Below are 19,362 nucleotides of genomic sequence, written 5' to 3' on the forward strand. Positions count from 1 at the left end.
TCGGCGTCGCGGCGCAGGTGGTCGAAGCCCTTGTTGATGGCGTCCTGGTGGGAGCCGGAGAACGCGGGCAGCACCGTTGCGGCGCCACTGGACGCCCGCGACTTCGACCTGCGGCGCGGCACGGACCGGAGCGCTTCGGTCAGGGCGCTGGGCGGCGTGCTCGGCAGGACCGGCGTCGCCGCGCTGCTCCGCTCGCCCGGCCACGCCAGGCTCGGCGGCGGCTGCGGACGGGCGGCCGGGGTCCCCGGAGGCTCGCTCGTCTACTGCTTCGACCAGGCGGACAGCACCACGCAGGACTGGGTCCCGCAGGGCGTCACGTCCGTCTCGGACGCCGCGGCGGGCGAGCGATGGGCGGGCGGCGTCCGGCCGATCCTCGTGTCCTGGCACAACGGCGGCCGGGTCAGGATCACGTTCGTCGACCCCGACCGGCGCGTCTACCGGCACGTCCTGCTCGTCGCGCCGGTGATGCGGGGCGGGCGGCCCACCTACACCGACGTCGGCGTCCACGCGGGCGGCATCGCCTGGTACGGCGACAAGCTCTACGTCGCCGACACCCGGCACGGGCTGCGCGAGTTCGACATGCGGCAGATCTTCGACCTGGCCGCGAGCGGGGCGGGCTCGACCCGCCGCCCCGACCGGATCGGGCTGCACGGCGGCACGTACTACGCCCACGGTTTCCGGTACGTGATGGCGCAGACGAGCAGCCGGCACTTCGCCCGCGGCCGGACCGGCGGCGAGTGCAGGGGCCGCGGCCCGCTGCGCATGTCGTGGACGGCGATCGACCGCACCACGTGGCCGCACGTCCTCATCGCGGGCGAGTACTGCCGCCCGGACCAGCCGCGGGGACGGGTGGTCTCCTGGCCGCTGGAGTCCTTGGCCGGACGCGGGACCGCGAGCGCCGACGGCGGCGCGCGGCTCCCGGTGGACCGGGTCCAGGGCGCGGTCAGGACGCGCGGGCAGTGGTGGTTCACCCAGAGCCGCAGCGGCGAGCGCGGCCGGCTCTTCTCGACCCGCTACACCGGCCGCGGCTGGGCACCGGTGAGCCGCCGCACCGTTTCCTACGGACCGGAGGACCTGTCCTGCCACCGGGGCCGCCACCGCGTCTTCACGCTCGCGGAGCACCCGGGCCGGCGCGCCCTGTGGGCGTTCCGCGCGGCCTCCTGCCGGTGACCTCCGGCGCCTCACGCGCTGATCGCCGACCTGGCAGGCTCGGCCTCTCCCGCGGAGCGCCGCCGGGGACCGCCGCGCACCAGGGACCCGATCGCCACGGCGCCGATCGCCGCGACGCCCAGCGCCGCTCCGATCCAGGCCGTGGACGGGTAGCCCTTCCCCGCGTCGATCGCGAGCCCGCCGAGCCACGGCCCCACCGTGATGCCGATGTTGAACGCGACGACGTTCCCGGCGGCGACGAGCGTCGACGCGCCGTCCACCAGGCCGAACGCCCGCGAGTTGAGGGCCGGGTTCGTCCCGAATCCGACGAACCCGAGGAAGAACACGAGGACCACCACGGGCAGGGGCGACCTCGCCGCCAGGGCGAGCAGCGCGGACACGACCGTGAGCCCCGCGAAGCCCGCGTACAGCGTCGGGACGCCCCACCGGTCGGCCGTCCGCCCGCCGAGCGTGATCCCGAGGAGGGCGCCGACGCCGTACAGCGCCAGCACGCCGGGGACCCACGCCTCCGCGATGCCCGTCGTCTCCGTCAGGAAGGCGCCCAGGTAGCCGAACACGGCGAGGAGCCCGCTCGTGGCCAGCGCCGTCGTCCCGTACAGCAGCCACAGGCCGGGGACGGCCATCGCGCGCACCTCGTCCCGCACCCGGGGCGGCGCGGCGTCCGCGCGCGCGGCGGGGATCGTCGCGGCCACCAGCGCCATCGCGGCGGCCGACATGGCCGCGACCGCCCAGAACGCCGCCCGCCAGCCGAGATGCTGCCCGACCACCGTCCCGGCGGGCAGCCCGACGATCGCCGCGACCGTGAGGCCGCCCGCGACGACGCCCATCGCCTTCCCGCGCGCGTCGCGCGGCACGAGGCTCACGGCGGTCGCCGCCGCCACCGCCCAGAACCCCGCGTAGACGAACGCCCCGACGATCCGCATCGCGAACAGCGTCCAGTATCCGGGCGTGAGCGCCCCGACCACGTGCGTCAGCGCGAACACCGCGAGGAACGCCAGCATCGCCCGCCGGTGCGGCCAGCGCAGCGTCAGGACGGCGAGCGGCGGCGCCCCGGCCAGCATCCCGATCGCGAACGCCGAGATCAGCCACCCGGCGGCGGGCACGGACACGCCGAGGTCGTGCGCCATGCCGGGCAGCAGCCCCGCCAGCATCAGCTCCGACGTGCCCTGCGCGAAGATCGCCAGTCCCAGCGCGTAGACGGCCAGTGGCATCGGTCCTCCTGTATTGGATAGATCAGTACAAAACTCGGGCGTGAAAAAGGGCGGCGCGCCGGCCGCCCGGATCAGAGGGAGAGCATCGCCGTGTCCGCGATGGCCTGAAGGGTGTCGGGGCCGGCGCCGCCGCGCGCGGCCACCTGGATGCCGCTGATCGTGGAGATCATGAAATGCGCCAGCGCGCCCGCGTCCTTGGCGGCGTCGATCTCGCCGTCGCGCATCCCGTCCTCGATCGCCGCCCTGAGCGTGGCGAACCGCCGCCGCCGGTCCCGTTCGAGCCGCTCGGCGATGTCGGGGTCGTGCGGCCCGAGCTCCACCGTGGCGTTCACGACCAGGCATCCGGACGGGTCGTCCTCGTCCGGTTCGGCGGCCCAGTCCATGACCGCCCGGAGGCGCTCGCGCACCGTGCCCTCACCGCCCTGCAAGTGGTCGATGAGCCGCCCGGTCCGCACCTCCATGTAGTGCGTCAGCGCCTTGACGAACAGATCGCGCTTGCTGGCGAACGTGTTGTAGATGCTGCTGCGCCCGAGACCCGTCGCCGCGCACAACCCCTGCGTCGACGTCGCCTCGTAGCCGTCCGCCCAGAAGGCCCGCATGGCCGCCTCGACGGCAAGACCCTCGTCGAACTTCCTCGGCCGCGCCATGCAGTCACCGTAACACGTTATGGACAGCTCGATCCAATATCATCCGGCCGGATCGCCGAGCCGCACGAGCCGCTGCCGCCCGGGATGCGCCAGAAGCGCGTCGCCAGGCTCCAGGGGTCCCTGGAGTGAGGAGGGAACATCCCAGAGCCTCGCCTCATGCCCGCCCACATACCTGGTCAGCAGAGCCGGTGCGCCGAGGTCACGGAGCAGGGTGACCACGGGATCGAGCGACTCGCCGAACGTGATCTGATGCCGTGCGAGGACGAGGTGGACGCCGTGCTCGCGCATCGTTCGCAGGTCGGGGATGGCCGTGGCGAGCGGGTCGTCTCCCAGCAGGCGCGGACGGTGCGACACGACCAGGAAGATCGAGGGCCCCCTGCGCCTGAGCAGGCGGGCGCTGGTGCTCCACCTGGCCTCGGTCAGCATCCTGCCGAATTCCTCCGGCGACGACGTGTGCCGCACGCCCGCCCGCCCCCACGCTTCTGCGCGTGCGAGGTCGTGCGGGCTCATGTGCATGTCCAGGAAGTAGACGAGCCGGTCCCGCTCGGTACCACTCGACGCCAACCTGTCAACGATCTTGCGCACCAGGGTCGCCTTCCCGGAACCGGAGGGGCCGCTGATGAGCAGATGCCGATCGACGTCGAAGTCCAGAAGCACGGCCTCGCCCGTCTCCGGATCACTCCCGAGCCGCACGCTCCGGTTCCGCGAGACCGGGGCGCGCGGGGGCGCGGTCTCCGCGTCGAAGGCGTGGACCCACCTGAACCGTTCGGCGAATTCTGGAATGGTCTGAAGCAACTGCTCGAATCGCTCCGGCTCCCCGCAGAGGATGACCAGGGAGCCGTCGCGCTCGTACCGCATCAGTGAGAGCAGGCTCCGGATAGTGTCCGGATTAAGGTAGCCGGTCTCGGGACCCTGCTCCGGTGCGTCCCCGACGAGGAACAGGGTGCTCCGCACCGATCGCAAGGAAGCAGTGATGTGGGCGGCCGGGTCGGACCCAGAGTCGGGCTGGGTGTAGGAGACTGTGAGAACGTTGGCCTCTCCGCTCGGCAGCATGCCGAGGTCGATCAACATCTCTCCGAAGAGGCTCGCTGTCACCTCCATCTCCGGCCTCAACGGCGCAGAGAACATCAGGTGCCGGATCGGGCGGGAAGCGCCGGAACGTACAGACTCGGCGACGGCCTGGAGCATTTCCCGCAATGCCGCCTCGACAGTGGAGAAGTCGACGGATTCGCCTTCAACTATCCGCGGGTTGTTCCCGATCTTCTCTCGCAGGTTGGTGAGCAGGCGGTCGATGTCTTCCGGGAGGGGGCCCTCCGGCGTGGTGCTCGCCGATGAGCCCTGTGAGGGTGTGCGTGTGCGGCGGGCGAAGTCGTCGACGGCGTCGCGGGGAGGCTCCGGTGCCACGGTGAACTGCTGGGGGGAGCCGCCTCCGGCGAGGAGGTAGGCCGTTCGCTCGCCGTCCGGGAACTGGAGGCTCGCCTGCCCGAGGACGTGCCGCAGCTGGTCGGGGGGCAGGCGGCCCGCCGCTATGCGCCAGCCGAGGAGCGGCAGGAAGCGGCCCCAGATGGTGGTGTTCTCGACGGTGGACGCGGTGAGCAGGAGTTGGACGTCGAGCGCTCTGCCTCGCTGTGCCAGGGAGAGGAGCGTCTCGCCCACCTCGGGTCTGCTGATCGGGAAGGTGAGGGAGAGATCGGCGACCACGAGGAGGCGCGGCCGCGTCTGGGGCGGCGGCGTGGACGGGGACCCGGGAGGCAGGGTGGCGGGCTGTTCGCCCGGCTGGTAATCCTCGAAGAAGTTCCACCAGACCCGGTCGACCGAATTGGGGTCCTGGCGGAACTGCTCGTACAGCTCGTCGACCGTCCATTGGCCGGTGCCGGGATCCGAGACATGCGGCGTGTCCTGCGGCGGGCTCGCGGACCGTGCTTCGAGCTCGCCGGAAAGGAACTCGAAGAACCGCCGGAGTCGCTCCGGCGAGCCGAGCAGCTCTTCCTCGGAGTAGCGGACGTGCGGAAGGTCGATGGGCTCCCCGAGAGGATGCTCGCCCATCCCCGCGAACGCGAATCGCAGGTCGGCCGGTGAGTGTCCTGCGGCGAGGGCCAGGGTGATGGCGCGGACGACCTTCTGGCGGGCCTCGGGACCGCCCACGATCAGGCCGTGCGGAATGCCCGACGAGGAATCGAGCGGATAGAGGTTGAGGAGATGGCCGCCCGGCCGGTAACCGATCGCCGGGCTGCGCGGCATCTCGGCGGGCAGGGCCCATGTCTCGTGCAGCATCCCGCTCGGCCCGCCGCCGTTCAACCGCAGCACGTCGAACTCGGGCTCGACTGTGAGCTCTACGGAGCTCACCCGCGCCACGGGCTCGGAACTCGGGGGATTCTCGGGCCAAGGGAGCCGACGCGCCTGCGGGCCGCGCCGCCTCATCAGGGCGTTGATCGCGTCGGCGGTGTCGAGTGAGATGCGTGCGGGCTCGAAGGCGGGGCGGGCCTCCTGCGCGAAGATGTGGACGGACGCGAGGTGATCGCCCATGCGGCTGGGGAAACCCACGTTCCAGCCGGCGTAGCCGGAGAGTTCCGGCGGGGTGAGGGACTCGTTCGACGAGCAGAAGACGAACTTGATCCCCTGGCTCGGTCCCGCCTCGCAGAGCGCTGCGAGCGGTTCGACAAGTTCGGGCCGCGCTTCGATCAGGGGCCCGGTTTCGTCGATGATCACGACCAGGGCGGGCAGGGGGCCGAGCGGCCGGCCGGCGGCGATGGCCGCCTGGTACTCGTCCCAGGTAGTGACCCCGGCGGCCTGGAGCATGGCTTCGCGCCGCCGCCGCTCGGTCTCCAGGACTTCTGGGAGCCCGCCCAACAGCGGCGCGTCCGCCGACCCGACGTTGAGGCTCGTCGCGATGTGGGGGAGGTTCAGGTTGACGAAGGACAAGCCCCGGCTGTGGTCGACGAACGCGAAGTTGAGGATGTTCGGGGAGTGGTTGAGCGCCAGGCCCATGACGAGGGTCCGCAGCAGCGCGTCCCGGAAGGCCCGGGGGCCGGTGATCAGGCCGTGCGGCAGGTCGGGGTTGCCGTGCAGGACGTCCACCGACACGAGATCGTCGCCGTCCACACCGATCACCGTGGGGCGCGGGCCGCGGTCCCAGCCTTCGCCGATCAGTTCTTCGACCGGAGTGTCGAGAAGCTCCAGCAGGTCCGGGGCCGGGGGAGTCGGAGTGGGAGTCGAAACGAGGTGGGAGCGGGTCCGGGGGGTGAGGAGGGCGAAGTGGTCGGTGTCGGCGGTGAGGACGACCGGGCCGCCGTCGGCGGGGAGGAGGGCGCGGAACGTCTCGGCGGACGTTCCGGCGCGGCGTTCGATCTCGGCGGAGACGGCCTCCAGGACGTGCCGGGTGTGCAGGGCCTCGGGGCGCGGGAGGGTGTCGAGGAGGGCCTCGCGGGCGCCGGGGACGAACGTGTAGCGCACGCCGTCGGCCGGGCGGAGCAGGCCGCTCAGCAGCACCTCGGCGAGCTGTCCGGGGCCCGAGCCGCCGAGGATCCGGTGCTGGATCAGGCGCATCACCGGCAGCGACGGGACGGAGACGGCGACGTGGGCGGCGAGTTCGGCGGCGCCCGGGGACGCGGTGGCGAGGAAGCGGCGGACGCGCTCGGCGATCGGCAGTTCCCGCTCGCGCCGCACGGGCGCCGCCCCGGACGGGCGGGCCGGCAGCGTCGCGACGGCGGCGGGCTGCGGCTCGGACCCGGAGACCAGCCGGGCCCACGCGCCGAACCAGCGCGGCGCGATCTCCAGGACGGGGACGGGCACGCCGGGCGCGGCGGCGCCGTCGTAGGGGGCGAAGCGCAGGTCGGTGTTCGGGGCGCCGGGGCGGGGGAGGACGGCGAGACCGGGGGAGGCGGGGGCGGCGGTGCGGCGCCAGAGGCGTTCGGCGAGCGGCTGGACGATCGCGGTCGGCCCTGCCTGCGCCCAGCGGCGCACGGCCTGCCCGGCGCGCCCGTTCCACCAGTGGGGGCCCGAGCAGTCGCTCAGCACGAGGACGGCCCGCCGCCCGGAGGCGTCCAGGAGCGTCCCCGGGTCCTGCGGCGGCGCCTCGGGCGTGGAGGCGACGCGGCCGTTCCCGTCGAGGTAGCCGAGGTGGACGTCCTGGAAGGCGCCCTGGCGGAGCAGCGTCTCGGCCAGCTCGCGGGCGAGGGGGCGCCACAGCCGCATGGTGGGGCCGGTGTCGACGACCAGGCTGAGGCCGAGCCACCGCTCGGGCGACGGGACGAGGACGGGCGTCCACAGGCGGGTGTCGGCGATGCGCGCGGCGGTGGCGTCCTCGTCCAGCTCGACGCGGTGCCGGGACGGGACGCGCCGCTTCAACGGGCGCAGCGCACGCTGGACGCCGAGTGGGTCGGCCAGCATCGGCGCGGTCGGGACGAGCACCTCGGACGCGCGGCCCACCGGCTCCGCGTCGGCGCCGGGGCGGGGGCGCAGCTCGGTCAGCGGTTCGGAGGGGCGCGGGGGCGCGGGCTCGGGCGGCCTGGGGCCGCCGGGGTCGTCCGCGCGCTCGTCGGGCACGGGCGGCGGAACCGGCGGGGCCGAGGGGGCCGGCTCCTCGGACGGGGAGATGTGGCAGGCGAGCCACAGCATCTCGCTGAGTTCGCGGGCGTCCGGCGGCGGCCCGACCGCCGACAGGACGTTCCGGAGCCGGTCAATCGTCATCGACGGGCCCGGTCAGGTAGGGCATGATGCGGTCGGCCAGGGCCTGGCGGTCCTCGGCGCCGGCGTGGCGGCACAGGTAGACGGCGTTGAGGAGCTGGTCGGTGGCGAGGGTGCCGGACGCGGAGCGCTCGAAGAAGCGGCGGACGAGGTCGTCGCTCTGGTCGGCGAGCGGCCCGAGGTGCTCGCGGACGATCGCGGACAGCTCGGCCTCGCCCGACGGCTGCCGCAGCTCCACGGTCACGCAGCGCCGCAGGAAGGCGGGCGGGAACTCGCGCTCGCCGTTGCTGGTCATCACGACCAGCGGGAACGCGCGGCAGCGGACCGTCCCGGCGGTGACGGTGACCCGCGCGCCCGGCCCGTCGGCGGTCATGACCTCGGCGACCGGGTCGGCCCGCCGGGTCAGCTCGGGCAGCTCGTACTCGCCCTTCTCGAAGATGGTGAGCAGGTCGTTGGGCAGGTCGATGTCGCTCTTGTCGATCTCGTCGACGAGCAGGACGCGCGGCCGCCGGTAGGGCAGCAGCGCCGTGCCGAGCGGGCCGAGGCGGATGTAGCGGCCGATGTCCTCCTCGCGCGCGGCGTCGTCCCGTCCGGTCGCGTCGTGCCGTCCGGCCGCGTACAGGCGGGTGAGCGGGTCGTACTGGTAGAGGCCGTCGCGGAGGGTGGTCCGGCTGGTGATGGGCCAGTGCAGGACGGGCCCGAGCCCCAGTTCGTGGGCGACGGCGTAGGCCAGCGTCGACTTCCCGGTGCCGGGAGGCCCCGTCACCAGCAGCGGGCGGCGCAGGTAGAGGGCGGCGTTGACCTGCTGCACGGCGTCGTCGGACGGACGGTACGTGGTCGCCTGGTGCTCGTTCCCGGATCCGCCGGAGGGGGGCTCCACGGTGGGGTCGCCGTCGAACGCGCGCCACGGCGGCGGAGGAGGCAGCCGGTCGATGCCGTCGTGCGTGCGTCGGCTCCCGGTGTAGAGCAGCCAGTCGGGCACCTATACCTCCATCGCGAGCGGGGGGTCGGGAAGCCGGGACGGATCGTCCCACAGCAGCGTCAGGTCGCGCCCGCAGTGCGGCGTGTCCTTGGGGGCGACGAGCGCGGCCTTGCGCAGCGCGAGCGCGAGCCGCGGAAGGTCGCCCGGATGCCGGTCGCCGACCGCCGCGGTGAGCTCGTCGAGGACGCGGTGCCCCCGGCAGTCGCCGTGCGAGGACGCGTCGCACGGGGTGCGCGTCCACATCATGACGGGGACGCCGTTGTTGAGCGCGGCCGTCAGCCAGCTCTTCACCGGCCGCGACCCGTACACCAGCACGCAGAAGTCGATGTTGGCCTCCAGCCAGTCCTGGAAGTCGCTGCCCCGGCGCGGCGCGTCGCACGCGATGGGACGGGGCTCGCTGCGGCCGCGCTCGATCAGCAGCCGCCAGCGGTGGTGGGCCTGGTCGCGGCGGATCGAGTCGGGCCGCAGCCGCTCCACGTCCCGCACCACGACCGGGTACTTGCGCATGGGGATCCTGTTGCGCGGGTCGACGTACCACTGCTCGAACGGCTTGCCGAGCCAGCCCTCCGGCACCGCGAACTCGATCATCCAGTCGCGGCCGAACAGCGCGGGCGCGAGCGCCGCCACGCCCGCCTCGACCACCGGCCGCACCCGCCGGTCCGGGACGCGCTCGGTCGGCCGCCCCGGACCCTCGGCCCCGTCGATCCAGGTGTGCACGGTCACGTCGAAGGCGTTGTCGAACGTGACCCGCTCCAGCCGGACGATCACCGACGCGGGTCCCGAGCGCGGGGCGGCGGGCGCGGCGCCGGGCAGGTGCCGCGCGGACCACGCGGTGAGCCGCAGCCGGGCGGACTCGGACAGGTGCGGCCCGAGCGCCGCGAGGTACCGGACGAGCCGGTCCTCCGCCCAGCCCTCGGCCACGTAGCGCACCGATCCCCACGCCGACCGGAAGCCGCCGAACGCCCGCCGGCCGGTGATCCGTTCGAGGTCGGCGGCGAGCGGGTCGGTGTAGCGGACACCGTCCAGGAGTTCCCGCAGCTCGCGGCGGGCGTCGGGGGTGAGCCACCGCAGCGGCAGCAGGTCGTCGAGTTCCTCCCAGTACGTTCGGATGTGCGCGATGGGCAGCATCCAGCCGAGGTCGGCCCGGTCGCCGTGCCGCAGCTCGGCGTTCGTCACCATGCCGATGACCTCGCCCGTCGCCGTGTCGTACACGGCGGAGCCGCTGTAGCCCTCCTCCAGCCAGTCGCCCTGGCCGGTCTTCAGCTCCCACCACTCGCGCCGCATCCCGCGGTGCGGGAACGTCGTCACCGACGCGTGCCGCTCGTTCTGGTCGGGACGGCGCGGGAACCCGCACACCCCGAACGTCCGTCCGAGCAGGCTCCCCTCGTGCGGGCCGTCGGGCGCGGCCAGCGTGGCGGGGGTCAGCGCGACCGGCTCGCGCAGTTCGAGGACGGCGACGTCGCCGGGGTCTCCCGCCCGCTCCCAGTCGCCGCGCCGCACGACCCTGGCGGGCAGGTCCTCCAGCAGCCCGGGGAACCCGACGCGCACCTCGTCCCGCCCGTGGACGGTGTGGGCGCAGGTCAGCAGCCGTGTCGCGGTGACGAGGAACGCCGCGCCGAGCCTGCCGCCGGACGGCGGGCCGACCCAGGCGCGCCACTGCCAGTCGTCCACGATGCGGCTACGCCTCCTCCGCGGCGCGCGGCTGCTGCCCCCACGTCATCTTGACCTTGAGGTGGCCCTCGACGGACGTCTTGGCGATGACGGCCCCGGCCGCCGCGTTGAGCTTGACGCCGAACTCCAGCTCGATCCCGTCGGGGTTCAGGGAGCCGCCGCGCAGCGACGCGAGCGCCGACTGCGCCGCCTCCCGGACGTTCTGGAACGCGTCCTCGAACTTGCCGACCGCGTCGTGGATCAGGTCGCCGGAGAGCGACACCGACTGGAACCCCGGCTCCCGGTCGTCGGTCTCCACGACGACGGTCCCGTTCTCGGTCTGCCAGCGCACGAGTTCGTTCACCCGGCAAATCTAACAAGATCATGCGGTGCGGGGTGCTTTGCTGGAAGTGCCGCACCGGCGGCGGCGCGGCCACAGGAGGACAGGATGATCACCGTCGAGCAGGTGCGGGCCTTCGCGGCGACGCTGCCCCGCACGTCCGAGCACCTGATCAGGGACCGGGTGAAGTTCCGCGTCGGCTCCATCGTCTACGTCGCCTTCTCGCGGGACGAGACCGTCATGGGGTTCGCGTTCCCCAAGGAGGAGCGGCTCGCCCTGGTCGAATCCGAGCCGGACAAGTTCCACCTCCCCGGTGAATCCGACATGCGTTTCAACTGGGTGCACGCCTGGACCGCGGCGCTGGACGAGGCCGAGATGGAGGAACTCGTCACCGACGCGTGGCGGATGGTCGTCCCGAAGAAGGTCGCCGCAGCGCGCCTCGGCCCTCAGAACGGATGACGCCCGTCCGACGGGCGCGGGGGTGATGCGAGCAGCGCCCCGGCGGCGCGGGCGATGCCGTCCGACGCGGCGGGGAGCAGCCGCGCCATCCGCCCGGTGGGCAGGCTGCCCGTGCGGCCGGTCACGCCGAGGCAGCCGACCAGCGCGCCGTCCGGGCCGCGCACCCCCGTGGCGACGCAGCTGAAACCGAGTTGGCACTGCTCGTGCTCCACCGCGATGGCAGTGTCGCGCACGGCGTTGACCTCGTCCAGGAAACGCGGCCAGGACGTCGTGCCCCGCGGTGTCTGCGGCGCTGGCGGCCTCCCGCGCAGGCCCTCCAGGAGGTCGGGCCGCTCCGCGAGCACCACCCGTCCGAGCGCGGACGCCTGCAGCGCCGCGCTCCTCGGGTCGTTCGACCACTCCCCGCGCCGCACGTCGGGGGCCCGGTTGGCGCCGTAGGCAATGGTCATGAACGTGATGGAGCCCTCGCTGATCTCGCAGACCCACACGATCTCCCCCGTGCGGGCGAACAGGTCCTGCACGTGCGGGGTGGCGGCGTGGAGCAGGCCCTCCTGCAGGGCCGCCCGCCTCCCGAGGTCCAGCAGGCGCGGCCCCAGCCGGTAGCGCCCGTCGGGGTCGCGCCGGAGCATCCGCCGGGCCACCAGGTCGGCGGCGATGCGCCGCACCGTGGGCTTGGGGACGCCGACCTCGCGGGTGAGGTCGGCCAGCGTCATCGGCCCGCCGCGGGCGGCGACCGCGTCGAGGACGGCGACGACGCGGCCGGTCACGGTGCGGTCGTCCATGCGTTCCATGGTCCTGCCCGGACGGACGAAAAGCCACCGGCGGGTCACTCAGTGACACGCTCCCGTGGCGTCCGGAACCGGTCTCGGCGACCGTGGCGAACGCGGCGCCGCGCCACGGGGGCCGTCGCCGCGCCGGAGTCCCGACCACACCCGGGGGGAGCCATCACATGACCCAGTACCACCGTCCGGGGGTCCACCGCCCCAACGTCCTGTTCTTACTGCTCGGCCTGCTCCTGATCGTCGTCGGCGCCGCGGCGATGGTGCTCGGGTTCCTCTACGGCGTCCAGTCGATCCTGGGCGCCGACCTCGGCCCCGATCTCGGCTCCGAGGGGCTGAGCGGCGCCGGGCCCGCGATGGAACCGCTGGTCAACGGCTTCACCGTCGTCATCGTCGGCACCACCGTGCTGACGATCGGCCGCTACCTGTGGCGCGGCGCCCGCCGCCGCGGCGCCCGGGACCGGATCGGCCGGCTTCTGATCATCCTGGGGCACCTCGTCGTCTGCGCGGCGCTGGTGGCCTTCACCCGCTTCCTGCTGTCCGCGCTGGACACCGGCGATCCCGGCGAGGGAGAGAAGATCGTCTTCCGGGGCCTGGTCGTGTGCGCGGCGGTGTGCGTCCCCGGACTGCTCCTGGCCCTCCCCGGCCTGCGGATGGCGAGGGAGCGCCCGCTGATGGAGGCCGAGGCCGAGGTGAACCGCCCCGGGCCGCCCCCGCCGCCCCCGCCGCCGCCCCCACGGCCCTTCATGCGCTGACCGGCGCGCGTTCTCAGTGCGGCGGCGGCAGCGGGTCGACGGCGTTGCCGGCGCCGCAGCCGCCCTCGCCCGCCATCCGCTGCATCCGGGGCGGCGTCCACACGTTCGTGCGGCCCGGCGCGACGCGGGCCAGGACGCAGTCGAAGACGTCCGACCCGTAGGGCTTCACGGTGAGGGCCACGCCGACGACGTCGCCCCTGGCGGCGAACTCGCGCCGGATGGCCGGGTCGAGCCGCAGCGACGCGACCGCCGCGCGGATCTTCGCCTCGTCCGCCCGGCCTCCCTTCGGCACACGGGGCAGCGCCTTGCCCAGCCGCTCGAACGGAATCTCCGGCGTCTTCGGCCACGGCGGGAAAGCGAGCGGCGCCCCGGACGGGCACGGCACCTGCCGCGTTCCGTAGTTCTGCCATTCGGTGGTGGTCGAGAACCGCAGCTCGAAGCACCGCCGCACGGTGACCGTCGAGGACGGGAACCAGCCGCCTTCCGGCGCCGTCCCCTCCGTCCGGAGGACGAGCCGCACCCCGTCCCCGGCGGTCGAGACGCCGGTCACCCGCATGACCTCCACGCCGTCGAGGTCCGCCGCCCGGTGCCCCATGTCCCGCGCGGGCCGCACCCGGGAGTCGTAGACCCGGTCCCCGGCCCGCTCTGCGGCCTTCCGCGCGTCCGCGGCGGCCACGTCCTCGGGGCTCCGGCCCAGCTGCCCGCAGCCGGCGGCGAGCAGGACGACCAGGGGGATCACGAATCGGCGCATGCCGCCAATGATCCCGGCGGCCGCCGCGCGGCGGTATCCGCTCTCGTACTCAACCCGTCTCAGGCGTCGGCGGGCTGCACCTCGGGCGTCGCCTCGACCGGCTCGGCCTCCGGCTCGGCCGTGACCGGGCGGCGGCGGCCCCACGCCAGCGCGGCGGCGAAACACGCGAACGGCAGGGCGGGCAGCATGTAGCGGTAGTCGAAGTCGACCGTGATCGGAGGAATGGCCAGGAGGGCGACGCCGGAAGTCCAGAACAGCGCCGTCCGGGCACGACCCCGCCGCCACACGATCCCGGCCGCGCCCGCGAGCAGCACCGCGCCGAGCACCGTCCCCGGAACGCTCACGTGCTTCTGGTAGCCGCGCAGCACACCGGCGTACGGCTCGACGACGTGCGTGCGGCCCGTCCCGTGCGAGTACTCGTACACGACCGCGCCCCGGTCTCCGCCCCCGTAGACGGGCAGTCTCGGCTTGCGCGCCGTGGGCCGCGTGGGGAAGTGGTAGCGGGCCTCGGTGCCCACGGTCGGGTAGCGCGACCGGTGCCACGAGAACGTCCGGACGAAGAAGTCGTAGGAGACGACGCGCAGGTAGTCGAGCGGCTGGTTCTTGATCGCCCACAACGCGAACCGCTGCGCCCGCGCGTTGGTCTCCTCGTCGAACGCCTGCCCGTTGGACCAGCCGGTCGGCGAGTTGTCCTCCCAGATCTGGTGGGACGAGGCGGGCCGGTCGTCCTTGGCGCCGTACGGGCAGAGCCCCGCCAGGTCCGGCGGGGGCGCGAACGCGTCGCAGTCGGCGAACGCAGCCGTCCGCCCCCACAGGAAGATGCCGTCCACGCCCGTCATCTGGAACCGGCCGTGCTCCCGCTGGAACCACGTCGCGTACGCCCCGACGGGCAGCGCGAACGTCACGGCGAGCGCCAGGTACACCGGCCATCGCGTCCGCCTGAGCAGCAGGTAGAGGACGGCGATGAGGAAGAGCGGCACCCCCACGGTCCGCGTGACGGCCGCCACGCCGAGCAGCGCGCCCACCAGCGCGGCGCGCCGCCAGCCGGCCTCCCCGGGCCGGGCCAGCAGCAGCATCGCGCCGAACACCAGGACGGTGAACAGGGTGTCCGACAGCAGCAGGTGCTCCAGTTCGACCTGGAAGGAGTCGAGCAGCACCGGCGCGACCGCCAGCGCCGCCCACGGCCGCCGGACCTCGAAGTCGCGGACGAGCATCCGGTATCCGAGCGCGGCCAGCCCGAGGATGGCCGCGTGCTGGAGCGCCGTCACCAGCGCCAGGCTGTGGAACGGCTTCAGCACCCAGAGGAAGAGCCCGTACCCGGACGGCCTCATCGGGTGCGGGAACGGGTCGTCCGCGATCCGGACGAAGTCGTAGCTGTCGTTGAACCACAGCACGCCCCGGAACCCGACCATGGCGAGCACCCGCAGCACGACGCCCACGAGCAGCACCGCGCAGAACAGCCAGTTGCGGCGGACGGTCGAAGGGGAGAACGACACCGGGTACCTAACTGTGGGACGTGCGGGCGGACAGATCCTGCGCCGGTCCTGGACCGGCGGCGTCGCGCCGGGGCGGGCCACTACGTCACTCACTGCCGCCCACGCATCGGCCGAGAGCCTACCAGCGCCGCCCCCGCCCGCCCGTGCTGTCCACCGCAGACGACCAGGTGGCGGCGGCATTTCCCGCCCGGCCGCGTCGCCACCGGGTGCAGCGGGACCGAGGATCGCACGGACCGCGGACTCCGTGACCGTCGAACCGGCTCGTTGCTGACGGCCGGGGGAGCGGGACGGTAGTGGCCGAGACGGGCTGTCACCGAGCCGTCCTTTCCCAACAAACAAAAGACCCCGAAGGAGCCTGTCATGGCATCGAGGCGAAGGAGAAGAGAGCAAGAACGGCTCAGCGAATTCCAGCGGGCCTGCGGAAATCGTGCCGAGGACTACACCCTTCTGGCCCTGCGCACGGACGACCCCGTCGTCAGGGCGGGTGCGCGGCAGATGGCCGAAGTGAGCAACCGCAGCGCCGGGCAGACGCTCTGGGAGTCGCTGGTGGACCCCCGCAACGCGTCCACACCCGCGATGCGGCGGGCGCGGCAGGCGCTGCGAGACGGCGCCTGACCGAAGCAACAGCCGGCCGGGCACGGCCGGCTGAAACACCCATAGAAGCGGCCCCCAGGTGCCGCTTCTATGTTTCTGGCCCCTCGGGGGCCGCCGGCCCCGCGATCAGGTGGTCGTCGCGTCGGCCGGACGGCGGTCCGCGCCGGAATTGTGCCACCTCCTACTGGCGCATTAGTGTCGCGCGTGGGCGGCGCCTGCCGTTCTTGCCGTAAGAGAGGACGATGCGGGTATGCGTGGTGTCTTAACGCTCGTCGGCTTCACGGTGACGCTCATCGCCGTGGCGGGGTGCGGCGGCGACGGCGGTGACTCCTCGGCTCCTCCGAGGGCCAGTGCGTCCGTGTCGCCGAGTGCGCCGTCGCCTTCGGCGACCTTGGAGTCCCGGTTCTTCGCCTGCCTGCGTACGCACGGCGTCCGGCTGCCCGAAGACGACCGCGCCGGCGGGAACGAGCAGCGGATCAACCGGGGGATCGAGAAATGCGCGTCCCTCATGGAGCCGGGGCAGGCCGTCCTGGTGCGGGTGACCGAGGGGAATCGGTTCCAGGCGTGCTTGGCCGAGCACGGGGTCGAACTGCCCGAACCCGGCCGGAAGCTCAGCCTGATCCGCGGAAGGGACCGGGCCATGGACGCCGCCCTGGAGCAATGCTGAAGCCCTGAGCGGGCGACCGTGGAGACGGCTCCGTCACGGCCGCGTCCGCTTCGGCAGGGTGAGGATCTCGGCGCCGTCGTCGGTGATGGCGATCGTGTGCTCGCTGTGCGCCGTGCGGCAGCCCGTCGCGCTGCGGAGCGTCCACCCGTCGGCGTCGGTGACGAGGTCGGCGGTGTCCTCCATGATCCACGGCTCCAGCGCGAGCAGCAGCCCGGGGCGCAGCTTGTACCCGCGGCCGGGGCGTCCGGTGTTGGAGACGTGCGGGTCCTGGTGCATCGTCGATCCGATGCCGTGGCCCCCGAAATCGGTGTTGATCGAGTACCCCGCCTCGCGCAGGACCGTGCCGATGGCGTGGGAGATGTCTCCGGTGCGGGCCCCGGGTCCGGCGGCGGCGATCCCCGCCCGCAGCGCGCGTTCGGTCGTGTCGATCAGCGCGACGCTCTCCGGGGCCTTCGATTCGCCCACGACGAAGCTGATGGCCGAGTCCGCGGCGACTCCGCCCAGGGAGACGGCGAGGTCGAGGCTCAGCAGGTCCCCGTCGGCGAGCGCGTAGTCGTAGGGGAGCCCGTGGAGGACGGCGTCGTTGACGGACGTGCAGATGTAGTGGCCGAACGGCCCGCGCCCGAAGGACGGCGCGTAGTCGACGTAGCAGGACTCCGCCCCCGCCTCGACGATCATGGCCTTGGTCCACTGGTCGATCTCCAGCAGGTTGGTGCCGACCGCGGTGCGGCTCTTCACCGTCTGCAGGATGTCGGCGACCAGGGCGCCCGTGTCCTTGGCCCGGGCCAGTTCGCCGGGGTTCAGAATCTCGATCATGTGGCCATCATCCCCTGCACCCAATAACTATACCGGTCATACTATACCGGTACTAGAATAGGGGCCATGGTCAGGTTGCCGCTCACTCCCGCGGAGGTCGAACGCGGGCAGCGCCTCGGCGCCCTCCTGCGCCGGGCCAGGGGGGAGCGCTCGATGCTCGCCACCGCGCTCGACGCGCGCGTCTCCCCGGAGACCCTCCGGAAGATCGAGTCGGGCCGCGTGGCCACCCCCGCCTTCTCGACCATCGCGGCGATCGCGGGCGTCCTCGGCCTCTCCCTCGACGAGGTGTGGGCCGAGATCAGCCGTCCCGAACGCGATGTCGAACCCTCCGGCTCCGGCGCCTGAGCACGGCCTCACGTGTCGCCGAGGTCGGCGACGGTGGAGGTCGGGGTGGTGATGACGGCGTCGAACGCGTCGAGGACGGGAGTCTCCAGGTAGGCGCTCTGGATCCGGATGCGGTCAGGTCCGCCGGAGCCCCGCGCGCGGACCCGGTTGAGATCGGCGATGCTCAGCCCGAGCCCGGCGTCGGCGAAGGCGGCTTCGATGCTGTTCGGCTCGGGGGGCTGGAGCGGGGTGGCGTCGACGGCGAACCCGAAGCGCGCGGACTCGTCCGGGCGCATGTCGGCGGTGTGTCCGGCGACGCTGGTCAGGGCGAGGGCGACGTAGTCATCGCCCAGGGCGTCGCGCAGGTGCTGCCCCATGGGGAGTCCCGTGAGGTGGCCGTCGAACGAGACCGGCGTCTTCTGGATGTGGGCGTTGTGGGACGCCAGCACGATGCGGGTCCCGGGCCCGAAGCGCTTCAGGTGCCACTGGACCGACCCGGCCATGTAGACGTCCCGGGCCGAGGTGTCGGCGGTCAGGCCGCTGCCGGCGTACAGGCCGGCCATCGCGCGGAACCCGTAGTCGGCGTGGCAGGCGGCCTCCAGGCGACGCAGAGCGATGTCGTACTCGTGCCGGTCGCCACGGGACAGGTACAGCGGCGCGACGGCACGGAACCGGATGAGCAGGCGCATCAGGAGCGCGCTGAGCGCGTCCTGCTCGGCGGTGGCCAGGCGGGTCCAGGCCGGTGCGGCCGCGGCGGCCGAGGGGCCGGCGAACGACTCGGCGATCCGCACGGCCTCCTCGACCACCGGAAGGATCTCGGGGTCGACCTGGCGCAGGTAGTCGGCGACGGGGGCCAGGGCCGGCAGCAGCGACCCGCCCGCCGCCGGGACGTCGATCCCGGCGAAACGCACCGGCGCGCCGGCCGTGGCGTTGTGCCGGCGCATCCAGCGCAAGGGCTCTTCGACCCCCACGGGGATCGTTTCGGCGAGATGGGCGGAGAGCTCATCGTCCGTGCCCTTCCCCTGGGCCCAGTCGTCCAGCGGGAAGCCTTCGCTGAAGCCGTACTCGAAGGCGAGGACGGTGAAACCGCACCGTTCGGCCAGGAACCGCAGGACGCGCTGGCGCAGGTGCGAGAACTCGGTGATGAAGTGGGAGTTCTCCCCGATCGCGACGACGCGCGCGTCACCGACGATGCCGCGCAGCGGCTCCAGGTCGTCCAGCGGCGCCTCGGGGGCGAGGTGGTCGAGCGCGACGGCGGCGGAGCCGAGCCGGTCGGCGAACGTGGCGTGAGGGGACGGAGCAGGCATGCTGGCAACTCGATTCCGGATCGGAGGGGGAGGGACGGCGATCGGCCTACTCCATGCGGGCCGCCGCCTCCTCCAGGTCGTCGATGCCTCCTGACATGATCGTGCGGACGTGCTCGGTGATGTGCTGGAGCGGCCAGTCCCACCAGGCCACGGCCAGCAGGCGGGCGACGTCGGCGTCGCCGTAGCGGCGGCGGATGAGCCTGGCCGGGTTGCCGCCGACGATGCCGTAGTCCGGGACGTCGTCGACGACGACGGAGCCGGACGCGACGATCGCTCCGTGGCCGATGCGGACGCCGGGCATCACCGTGGCCCGGTAGCCGAACCACACGTCGTGGCCGACGACGGTGTCGCCCCGTCCGGGCAGGCCGGTGATGAGATCGAAATGCTCGGCCCAGGAGCCGCCCATGATCGGGAAGGGGAACGTCGAGGGCCCGTCCATGCGGTGGTTGGCGCCGTTCATGATGAACCGCACGCCCTCGCCCAGCGCGCAGAACCGCCCGATGACCAGCCGTTCCGGCCCGTAGTGGTACAGCACGTTCCGGGTCTCGAACGCGGTCGGATCGTCCGGGTCGTCGTAGTAGGTGAACTCCCCGACCTCGATCAGCGGCGAGGTGACCAGCGGCTTCAGCAGCACCACCCGCGGCTGCTCGGGCATCGGGTGCACGACGTTCGGGTCGGCGGGGACGAGTGGCATGACGATTCGCTTCCTTACCGGTGAGATGGGTGCG

The 19,362-nt window shown here is 73.1% G+C and carries 19 protein-coding genes; 6 read left to right on the forward strand and 13 right to left on the reverse strand.

The window, feature by feature from the left end; translation table 11 throughout:
- A partial coding sequence (locus tag ABWI04_RS42825) for a hypothetical protein (RefSeq protein ID WP_502913140.1) occupies nt 1–122 on the reverse strand: 122 nt, incomplete at its 3' end.
- A gap of 34 nt (nt 123–156) precedes the next feature.
- Between ABWI04_RS42825 and ABWI04_RS19635 the strand changes: the two genes are divergently transcribed.
- Nucleotides 157–1,170 carry a hypothetical protein gene (locus tag ABWI04_RS19635; RefSeq protein ID WP_502913139.1) on the forward strand — a complete coding sequence of 338 codons (1,014 nt, stop codon included), beginning with the start codon at nt 157–159 and terminating at the stop codon, nt 1,168–1,170.
- Between the two features lie 11 nt (nt 1,171–1,181).
- On the opposite strand, the gene ABWI04_RS19640 is transcribed toward ABWI04_RS19635, so the two are convergent.
- The 6 genes from ABWI04_RS19640 to ABWI04_RS19665 form a co-directional block, all read right to left on the reverse strand.
- Nucleotides 1,182–2,381: a Cmx/CmrA family chloramphenicol efflux MFS transporter gene (locus ABWI04_RS19640; protein WP_345179811.1), complete on the reverse strand. Its 1,200-nt coding sequence runs from the start codon at nt 2,379–2,381 to the stop codon at nt 1,182–1,184.
- 71 nt (nt 2,382–2,452) lie between these two features.
- Nucleotides 2,453–3,028, reverse strand: a complete 576-nt coding sequence (locus ABWI04_RS19645) for a TetR/AcrR family transcriptional regulator (RefSeq protein ID WP_353833326.1) — start codon at nt 3,026–3,028, stop codon at nt 2,453–2,455.
- A gap of 39 nt (nt 3,029–3,067) precedes the next feature.
- Nucleotides 3,068–7,717, reverse strand: coding sequence for an SAV_2336 N-terminal domain-related protein (locus tag ABWI04_RS19650; protein ID WP_353833327.1), 4,650 nt, complete (start codon nt 7,715–7,717; stop codon nt 3,068–3,070).
- Nucleotides 7,707–8,696, reverse strand: a complete 990-nt coding sequence (locus ABWI04_RS19655) for an AAA family ATPase (RefSeq protein ID WP_353833328.1) — start codon at nt 8,694–8,696, stop codon at nt 7,707–7,709. The genes ABWI04_RS19650 and ABWI04_RS19655 overlap by 11 nt, the downstream gene beginning before the upstream one ends.
- A complete protein-coding gene (locus ABWI04_RS19660) occupies nt 8,697–10,367 on the reverse strand; it encodes a VMAP-C domain-containing protein (protein WP_353833329.1) in 1,671 nt (556 codons plus the stop codon).
- 7 nt (nt 10,368–10,374) lie between these two features.
- Nucleotides 10,375–10,710 carry a CU044_2847 family protein gene (locus tag ABWI04_RS19665; RefSeq protein ID WP_345179821.1) on the reverse strand — a complete coding sequence of 112 codons (336 nt, stop codon included), beginning with the start codon at nt 10,708–10,710 and terminating at the stop codon, nt 10,375–10,377.
- Nucleotides 10,711–10,794: 84 nt separating this feature from the next.
- Here ABWI04_RS19665 and ABWI04_RS19670 point away from each other — a divergent pair, with 84 nt between their 5' ends.
- Complete coding sequence (locus ABWI04_RS19670; protein WP_353833330.1) at nt 10,795–11,145, forward strand: MmcQ/YjbR family DNA-binding protein; 351 nt, start codon at nt 10,795–10,797, stop codon at nt 11,143–11,145.
- Here the strand turns inward: ABWI04_RS19670 and ABWI04_RS19675 are convergent.
- Nucleotides 11,133–11,927, reverse strand: a complete 795-nt coding sequence (locus ABWI04_RS19675; protein ID WP_353833331.1) for an IclR family transcriptional regulator — start codon at nt 11,925–11,927, stop codon at nt 11,133–11,135. The genes ABWI04_RS19670 and ABWI04_RS19675 overlap by 13 nt on opposite strands.
- A gap of 167 nt (nt 11,928–12,094) precedes the next feature.
- Here ABWI04_RS19675 and ABWI04_RS19680 point away from each other — a divergent pair, with 167 nt between their 5' ends.
- Nucleotides 12,095–12,679 carry a hypothetical protein gene (locus ABWI04_RS19680; protein WP_353833332.1) on the forward strand — a complete coding sequence of 195 codons (585 nt, stop codon included), beginning with the start codon at nt 12,095–12,097 and terminating at the stop codon, nt 12,677–12,679.
- 13 nt (nt 12,680–12,692) lie between these two features.
- On the opposite strand, the gene ABWI04_RS19685 is transcribed toward ABWI04_RS19680, so the two are convergent.
- Together ABWI04_RS19685 and ABWI04_RS19690 are read right to left on the reverse strand one after the other, a co-directional pair.
- Nucleotides 12,693–13,430 carry a hypothetical protein gene (locus ABWI04_RS19685; RefSeq protein ID WP_353833333.1) on the reverse strand — a complete coding sequence of 246 codons (738 nt, stop codon included), beginning with the start codon at nt 13,428–13,430 and terminating at the stop codon, nt 12,693–12,695.
- Between the two features lie 59 nt (nt 13,431–13,489).
- The gene (locus tag ABWI04_RS19690) at nt 13,490–14,926 is read right to left on the reverse strand and encodes a hypothetical protein (protein ID WP_353833334.1); all 1,437 of its coding nucleotides are present in this window, start codon (nt 14,924–14,926) and stop codon (nt 13,490–13,492) included.
- A gap of 360 nt (nt 14,927–15,286) precedes the next feature.
- On the opposite strand from ABWI04_RS19690, the gene ABWI04_RS19695 reads away from it, so the two are divergent.
- Together ABWI04_RS19695 and ABWI04_RS19700 are read left to right on the forward strand one after the other, a co-directional pair.
- Nucleotides 15,287–15,541: a hypothetical protein gene (locus ABWI04_RS19695; RefSeq protein ID WP_345179833.1), complete on the forward strand. Its 255-nt coding sequence runs from the start codon at nt 15,287–15,289 to the stop codon at nt 15,539–15,541.
- Between the two features lie 229 nt (nt 15,542–15,770).
- Complete coding sequence (locus ABWI04_RS19700; protein WP_345179835.1) at nt 15,771–16,187, forward strand: hypothetical protein; 417 nt, start codon at nt 15,771–15,773, stop codon at nt 16,185–16,187.
- A gap of 33 nt (nt 16,188–16,220) precedes the next feature.
- Here the strand turns inward: ABWI04_RS19700 and map are convergent, their stop codons facing one another.
- Entirely contained in the window at nt 16,221–17,003 is a 783-nt protein-coding gene (gene map / locus ABWI04_RS19705; protein ID WP_345179836.1) for a type I methionyl aminopeptidase, read from the reverse strand.
- A 66-nt stretch (nt 17,004–17,069) separates the two neighbouring features.
- On the opposite strand from map, the gene ABWI04_RS19710 reads away from it, so the two are divergent.
- Nucleotides 17,070–17,348, forward strand: coding sequence for a helix-turn-helix domain-containing protein (locus ABWI04_RS19710; RefSeq protein WP_345179838.1), 279 nt, complete (start codon nt 17,070–17,072; stop codon nt 17,346–17,348).
- 8 nt (nt 17,349–17,356) lie between these two features.
- Here ABWI04_RS19710 and ABWI04_RS19715 read toward each other — a convergent pair whose 3' ends face one another.
- Nucleotides 17,357–18,634: an erythromycin esterase family protein gene (locus ABWI04_RS19715; RefSeq protein WP_353833335.1), complete on the reverse strand. Its 1,278-nt coding sequence runs from the start codon at nt 18,632–18,634 to the stop codon at nt 17,357–17,359.
- 46 nt (nt 18,635–18,680) lie between these two features.
- On the reverse strand, nt 18,681–19,328 hold the full coding sequence (locus ABWI04_RS19720; protein ID WP_353833336.1) for a CatB-related O-acetyltransferase: 648 nt from the start codon (nt 19,326–19,328) through the stop codon (nt 18,681–18,683).
- Nucleotides 19,329–19,362 lie beyond the last annotated feature (34 nt).

It is taken from the genome of Actinomadura sp. NPDC000929 (assembly GCF_040492065.1).
Taxonomy (GTDB): Bacteria; Actinomycetota; Actinomycetes; order Streptosporangiales; family Streptosporangiaceae; genus Spirillospora; species Spirillospora verrucosospora.

Bases quoted from the DNA above. Each gene is read 5' to 3' on its own strand.
- ABWI04_RS19645 (WP_353833326.1), bottom strand. From the start codon at position 3,028: ATGGCGCGGCCGAGGAAGTTCGACGAGGGTCTTGCCGTCGAGGCGGCC.
- ABWI04_RS19650 (WP_353833327.1), bottom strand. From the start codon at position 7,717: ATGACGATTGACCGGCTCCGGAACGTCCTGTCGGCGGTCGGGCCGCCG.
- ABWI04_RS19715 (WP_353833335.1), bottom strand. From the start codon at position 18,634: ATGCCTGCTCCGTCCCCTCACGCCACGTTCGCCGACCGGCTCGGCTCC.
- ABWI04_RS19695 (WP_345179833.1), top strand. From the start codon at position 15,287: ATGGCATCGAGGCGAAGGAGAAGAGAGCAAGAACGGCTCAGCGAATTC.
- map (WP_345179836.1), bottom strand. From the start codon at position 17,003: ATGATCGAGATTCTGAACCCCGGCGAACTGGCCCGGGCCAAGGACACG.
- ABWI04_RS19680 (WP_353833332.1), top strand. From the start codon at position 12,095: ATGACCCAGTACCACCGTCCGGGGGTCCACCGCCCCAACGTCCTGTTC.
- ABWI04_RS19700 (WP_345179835.1), top strand. From the start codon at position 15,771: ATGCGTGGTGTCTTAACGCTCGTCGGCTTCACGGTGACGCTCATCGCC.
- ABWI04_RS19710 (WP_345179838.1), top strand. From the start codon at position 17,070: ATGGTCAGGTTGCCGCTCACTCCCGCGGAGGTCGAACGCGGGCAGCGC.
- ABWI04_RS19640 (WP_345179811.1), bottom strand. From the start codon at position 2,381: ATGCCACTGGCCGTCTACGCGCTGGGACTGGCGATCTTCGCGCAGGGC.
- ABWI04_RS19685 (WP_353833333.1), bottom strand. From the start codon at position 13,430: ATGCGCCGATTCGTGATCCCCCTGGTCGTCCTGCTCGCCGCCGGCTGC.
- ABWI04_RS19670 (WP_353833330.1), top strand. From the start codon at position 10,795: ATGATCACCGTCGAGCAGGTGCGGGCCTTCGCGGCGACGCTGCCCCGC.
- ABWI04_RS19720 (WP_353833336.1), bottom strand. From the start codon at position 19,328: ATGCCACTCGTCCCCGCCGACCCGAACGTCGTGCACCCGATGCCCGAG.
- ABWI04_RS19675 (WP_353833331.1), bottom strand. From the start codon at position 11,927: ATGGACGACCGCACCGTGACCGGCCGCGTCGTCGCCGTCCTCGACGCG.